At 63.4% G+C, this 6,313-nt stretch carries 2 protein-coding genes and 1 pseudogene; 1 reads left to right on the plus strand and 2 read right to left on the minus strand.

Going from position 1 to position 6,313, the window contains the following annotated elements; all coding sequences use genetic code 11:
* The first annotated feature begins 4,196 nt into the window (after positions 1 to 4,196).
* The gene (locus EP26_RS38540) at positions 4,197 to 4,352 is read left to right on the plus strand and encodes a hypothetical protein (RefSeq protein ID WP_342669136.1); all 156 of its coding nucleotides are present in this window, start codon (positions 4,197 to 4,199) and stop codon (positions 4,350 to 4,352) included.
* A 206-nt stretch (positions 4,353 to 4,558) separates the two neighbouring features.
* Here EP26_RS38540 and EP26_RS38545 read toward each other — a convergent pair whose 3' ends face one another.
* Together EP26_RS38545 and EP26_RS36545 are read right to left on the minus strand one after the other, a co-directional pair.
* Positions 4,559 to 4,963 (minus strand): hypothetical protein, encoded by a 405-nt coding sequence (locus tag EP26_RS38545; RefSeq protein ID WP_342669137.1) that lies wholly within the window; start codon positions 4,961 to 4,963, stop codon positions 4,559 to 4,561.
* Between the two features lie 976 nt (positions 4,964 to 5,939).
* A pseudogene (locus EP26_RS36545) lies at positions 5,940 to 6,313 on the minus strand (methyl-accepting chemotaxis protein); the annotation flags it as partial.

A 6,313-nucleotide genomic window follows, 5' to 3' on the forward strand; every position in this document is an offset into this window, starting at 1 on the left:
GGCGCCGGCGCGCAGCAAGCAGCAGCTGAAACGTGCGGCGATCAGCCATATGCGTAGCCTTGCCAAGCGGCCGCAGCGGATCCGCTCCATCTTTCAGCACCCGCAATTCCGCTACGCCGCGTAGTCAAGACAATGGGGGCCGCCTCAATAATAAGCTTGGTGCGGACACTCGCGTTGCCGAGGAAGGACATTCTTTACCCTATCTGACTGGCGAGTTCGATCCTCGCGCTTCGATCAGGCATTTTTAGCACGCTGCCGCATTCCGCGGTAACTGATCACCCACAGCGTGTGCCTCAATGGCAGCTTCTTGGCAGATGTTATGATATTGCTGTCTATATCGACAGAAACCGGTGCAATCTTATCTGTCATGACTGTTGCAGGACAGACAGCCAGGCCGCACCAGGCCTCCCGGAGGAGAGCTGACAAGGCAAGTTTGCAGACGGGGCCGTATGGTTGTCAGGCGCAGACCCAGCAGCAACCGGATCCCCGGTCCCGCCGCATGACGGGCGGTTGGTTAACCGGCGAAGGCCATTGGCACGGTCGCGTCGATCGTGTTCGGCAAGGCCTTCTGGGCCAAGGATCTGGAGAGCGTCGCCGGCCACCCCATTGCGATGCCGCTGGACCTCAGCAGGCTGCGGCGAGGCTGGCGGCAAACAGGTCGAGCCGCGAGACAACTCGGTTCAGCATTGACTTACGCCCAGCAAGGAATGCGGATTTCGTACAATACTGTGGAGTACGCCCGGTGTGGCAACCCGCTGGTGGGTCGTCCCGCGATCCACCCCATGCCGATACTGCGTCCGTGCGAAAGCAGCTAAAGCGTATCGACGCCCGGGTTTGTGGTGTCTGGCGATTCAGGCCCGGCTCGAGCAGTCAGTGCTGTCGTGCCAAGCCGCGCCAGCAGACTTGGCATACTGTCTGTTGCAGCAGCTGATCACGCGTCTCCAATCGCCTAGGGCGGTGTGGCTATCGGTGCACCTTGCGATGGGCTTTGAGAGGGGGCCATCCGGCCCCGGCCTGCTCTGGCTACGAAATGCCAGGGGTGTGTTTCGCGGCCAGCATGCCCCTTCCAGCTCTCGCCTGGGTTGATATCCGCATCGCGATAAGAAATCAAGAGATCGTGTGTTCCGTGCCGCTTGGCCGCCATTGTTAACCTGCGGTCACAGTCCCGCTGTCTCCCCGCATATTCCTCAAAACCCTTGCTTCATCGCACCATCAGCAAAGCCAAGGTGGCACCTGTCATAGCAAGGGCTACGACACTGCCCATCCAGCGGCTCGGCCCTGATGTTACAGCGCTATGGCAGGCCAAAGGCAGGGCGGCGAAGGCGACAACCAAGGCAGCATATTTCATACCCCCGATGATCCCTCCTTTCTGTTCGAGAGTGCACTCCACACTCACGCGACCCACACTCACGCGACCGCCAGGTGTTTTATCGGCGTCCGTGAACCAAGCCGGCTGCCGGAAACGGCGGAGGCGCTTCGGCGGTGTCAGGAAAGGTGGGGGGACGCCGCTGGAGCGGAGCAGCGCGCCGCAACGGGGGGGTGTCGCACAACCACTGCCATAGGACGAAGGCTGGGATCCATGCTCAAGGTCGAAAGTCCATTTTGGCAATCCCCACGACATGGTGCGTTCCTGTTGCACGATGGGTGCGCCACCGCAACCGGCACCGGGCTGCTGAATCATCCTGGTGACCGCTCTGCCGGGTTGCCGCCGGCGATTGGTCTCCTTGGTCATGGGATAATCGAGGCGGATTGGTACCGAACCGCGAGCGCGTGGATAGCGCTGGCCGATCGGGTGGATCAATCTTGCAGAACGCTGTCAGCGGAATGACCTGCCTCGCTGTGGAAGAAGCCGCAGTGTCATAGGCCGCGAACCAAGGCACACCGCTAGCCGGCAGAGCAGCTTACGATTAATAATTCTGTGACTGAATTTGACAAAGTGCTTGTCGTAAAGGTGCTTCCCGCAATGCAGCATGGCGGCAAGGGTAGGGAGGAAACTTATGTATGGAGCTTCCCCAATGCTGGTGTTTTTACTCGCCACTGCTGCCCTTGTTGTTGTGCACATCATGACCAATCATTGGGCGCAGCGCGAAGGTCTTTATAAGCTTCAAGGCACCACTAGGTTCGGCTCGTAAGCCCGCTGCAGACGTGGCTTCCGCATACTAAGCTGCCGCGCTGTCGCTAGATGTTGCCGCCTCACCGGCGCGGTGCCTGCCATCGTCAGCGTGCCAGCCAGGTGGCGATGTCAGCCCGTTGGCGGCCTTGATGGCGCGAGAGCTGTACCCCTGACGCGGATGGACCCAGGCGTCTTGGGGGCAAGCAAACTGGGCCTGCACGCGCCCATTTCCGAAGATCCAGTGCATTGCGCAACAGGCTCCCATGGAGTCGTCCTATGTTTAAGCGCCAGGGACTGGTACGCAGCGGTTCACAACCCGCTGCCCCATCGTATTCGATACGCTGCTCGGCCAGCCGCAGTGGAGAGGGCTCGTCACGGGTGCGACGGCGCTCCACAGCTGGCATCGCGCATGCTGTGTCAAGCTTGGCAGGCAGGCTTGGACTCAGTTGGAAACTGCTCGGCTCCCATACAGCCAGGCGGCTTCCTTGCCGCCACGGCGAATCGAACTGGGAATGAACACTCAACTTCTTGGGCTGTCGGCCATCCTGGTACTTGGTTCCTGTCCACACTTGGTTTCGCCCGTCGCTAGCAATGTCGCGGGAGTTGGGGATCTGGCGATCCATTGCGCGTGCTTTGCCAGCATGAGCCTGCTGCTCGAGCCACCGCCGGTCGAAGGACGCCGTACCACGCGCTTGGGCGGATGGCGTCCGAAGGTCCATTGAGCGGTCCATTTTACACATACCGGCGTGCTACGATCGACTGTCACACAGGCGGCCATTCTGCCGGTTGCTGATGGACGGCCATCCGCCCAGTGGCCGCAGGTTTGGCTCTGCCGACACCATCACACCTTTGATCGATTTGTGGCTCGATGAAAGGCGGCTCCCAAGCTACATGCATGTCGTGCCGTAGCAATAGGTGCGGATACGCTGGCCGCAGCCTGTACCGCTCCATGCATAACCCCGGGGATGACTGGCCCAACCCAGACATTGCGTCAGCCGGGACTAGACCAGCCATCTTGCCGGCCCGTTGGCATGCAGGAGCCTAAGGTGTCGCGCGGCGATGGCCGAGCGCTTGTAGCTCCGGGTCTCGCAGCCCATGGTGGAGCACGAGCCAGGGGGCCGATCAGGACATCGAGCTGACCCTGTCCCTCTCCCTTGCCGCCTCTGAGGTGGGCGCAGTCGGCCTAAACAACATCGCAGCGACTTCTCAGGGTTCTCCAGGCCTCACAGGCCGGATTGGTTGTAGTGCTGCGGTTCCGGCCGGTTCCAAGGATGGAAAGCCGCGTGCGAGACGAGACGGGTTAAAATTGGAAAGGTTAAGGAGCACGCAATCAGCCATAGTGCTTGCTATTGGCATGAGCATGTCGTCAGCGCCCTCCAGCCAAGCCGTCATCCTTGTTCATCCCTCCATGAGGAAGTTGAGTGACGTCCGTCGCCGAGCAGACTCTTCGATAACTTCATTGCCCAGCATTTGGTGGATGAAGTGCGGAGCCGGATATGCCGATCCCGGCGGTGACGACAAGCACTGGCGCTGCCGACATTGCGAAGCATCCCTAGAACGCTGAATCTGGCGGTTTGGCAGGGTAGAGAAAACTATAGCCGGAAGGTGACGGCGCCATCCCGCGGCCGACATCGGCGGTCAACCGGTCATGGCTTTCACGGCATGCTCGACGGAACAGGGCTTATGTGAAGCTCTGGGTACGGAGATACCGTCCTGGCCACTCAGCTCAACTTTGGCCTTTTGAGGTGAGGGCGGCGGAGCGGGCTGCCCGGCTAGGATGATGCGTCCCCGCCAAGAGACGCCACCATGCTTTGCCTGCCGACCCGTTTCGCCACGGTGATCCTGAGCTTTGCGCCACCCTTCTCCAGCGGGTTTGACGTCGCGCCGAGGTGCTGCTGGTCGGGGCCATTCTGCCGCCGGGCAAGCGCACGGTGACGAGCCTGCTGCGCGTCGTAGGGCTCGCGCGGGAACGGCACTTCGTGAACTACCACCAAGTGCTCAGTCGGGCAACCTGAGCTCCCGGGCGGCGTCGCGTTTCCTGCTGGACCATCTGATCAGAGCTTTCGCGCCGAGCGGGCCGGTGGTGCTGGGCATCGACGACACCATCGAGCGCCGCCGCGGCAAGCGGATCGCCGCCAAGGGCATCTACCGTGACCTTGTACGCTCCAGCCACGGGCACTTTGTGAAGGCGTCCGGCTTGCGCTACATCAGCCTGTTGTTGCTGGCGCCAGTCCCCTAGGCCGGGCGGGTCTGGGCACTGCCCTTCCTCACCGCCCTGGCGCTTTTGGAGCGGTACTGCCAGATGCGCGGCCTCCGGCACAAAAAGCTCACCGACTGGGCTCGCCAGCTGGCGGTGCAGGCCCGCCGATGGCTGCCTGGGCGGGAGATCGTGGTGGTTGGCGACATCGGCTTTGCCGCTTTGGAGCTGCTGTCTGCTCCTGCTCGTCACGAGGTCACCAGCATCACGCGCCTGCGGCTCGATGCCACGCTCCACGACCCGGCGCCGCCCGGCCGCCCGGAACCGCCGGCCGGCCCCGCACCAAGGGCGGCCGGCTTCCGAACCTGTCCGAGGTGCTGAGGGGCACCCACACGCGCTGGCAGCCAGTCATGGTCCAGGGCTGGTACGGCGAAGGCGAGCGTGAGGTCGAAATCTGCACCGCAACCGCCGTCTGGCGTCAGGGCGGCATGCCCATCGTGCCGATCCGCTGGATGTTGATCCGCGATCCCCAACAGCAGTTCACCCCGCAGGCCCTGCTGTGCACCGACCTGCACCGCACGCCCGATCAGATCCTGGGCTGGTTCGTCCAGCGCTGGCAGCTGGAAGTCACCTTCCAGGAAACCAGAGCGCATCTTGATGTCGAAACCGGGCGCAGTGGTCGGACTTGGCCATCGTCCGCACCACGCCATGCCTGCTCGCATTATTCTCCCTCGTTACCCTCCTGGCCGCGCAACTCAGGCCCTCAGAGCGAGAGGCCGCAGCCAGCAGCGGCTGGTCCCGTAAGCAACGCCCGACCTTCAGCGACACCCTCGCCGTCGTGCGACGTCACATCTGGCGCGAGCAGGGTTTACTCATGTCACGGCGCAACCGCCATGTCGCAAAACCCCGCCCGGCACTCCAACGCGCCTTGGCTTACGCCATCTGCCACGCCGCATAATGGCCAAAGTCGAGCTCAGATCCTGCGTATCATCCTGAACCGCCTTTGGCGGTGCAGGGTCATCGATTGTGAGCTGTACCATCGACTGAGCGTGTGGCCTCGTCACGAGGGCGTCCACTGCCACTGCCGACGTCAACAGATTGTACTGAGTCCCTTGGCCCACACTAATCGGCGGCGAAAGGCGGCCCGCTCCGGCTTTGACTGGGTCGCTTTCCTGCAAGGATTCCGATCAGCGGGCTTCGATATTGGCCGCTTGGGACGCGACGGTCAGCATGGGTACCGGAACGCCGATGTTCCTCATGGCGTGCAGCGGCGTCGGTGTCCGAACACTCCTGGCGATATCTTTGACCCACGGTATTCTGCACAGGCCGGCGCGACGGGAATGGACAGGACACAGGCTCCAGCCTTCGAGATCCTGACTTGGGCCTGCAGCCGTTATCGCGCCGCCGTGCCGCGCGACCTTGGCTGTGCGGGGGAGCGGGAAGGTAGTCAACCGGCTGGCGGCAGCGCTTCGGGCAAGGCACAGCCAAATAGAAACTCCGTCGGTTCGCCGGCGAGGCTCGTTCGCGCCTCAGGACAGCACCGCCAGTTCGCAAAGGCGCCGTAAGGCGGTTGGAGCAGGCTGCCGCGGCCCAGGGCTGGCCGGTTCTGGCCAGCCCCGGGGTCGTAGGTCAGGCGGCCTTGACGCCGGTGAGGAAGGCGGCGACCTCGGAGCCGAGGCGCTCGGACTGGCGGGAGACCTCCCCGGCGGCCTGCAGGACATGGCCGGCGGCCTCGCCGGTCTCGGCCGAGGCGCGGCTGACGCCGCTGATGTTGCGGGTGACCTCCTGGGTGCCGGCGGCGGCCTGCTGGACGTTGCGGGCGATCTCCTGGGTGGCCGAGCCCTGCTCCTCGACGGCGGCGGCGATGGCGCCGGCGATCTGGTTGACCTCGCCGATGGTGCTGGCGATGCCCTGGATGGCGGCCACCGCGTCGCGGGTGGCGGTCTGGATCTGGCCGACCTGAACCGAGATCTCCTCGGTGGCCTTGGCGGTCTGCCCGGCCA

It is taken from the genome of Belnapia moabensis DSM 16746 (assembly GCF_000745835.1).
Taxonomy (GTDB): Bacteria; Pseudomonadota; Alphaproteobacteria; order Acetobacterales; family Acetobacteraceae; genus Belnapia; species Belnapia moabensis.

What these genes read in the sequence shown, in the direction of transcription:
- EP26_RS38545 (WP_342669137.1), bottom strand. Translation starts at nt 4,963, where the DNA reads ATGCGCTCTGGTTTCCTGGAAGGTGACTTCCAGCTGCCAGCGCTGGAC.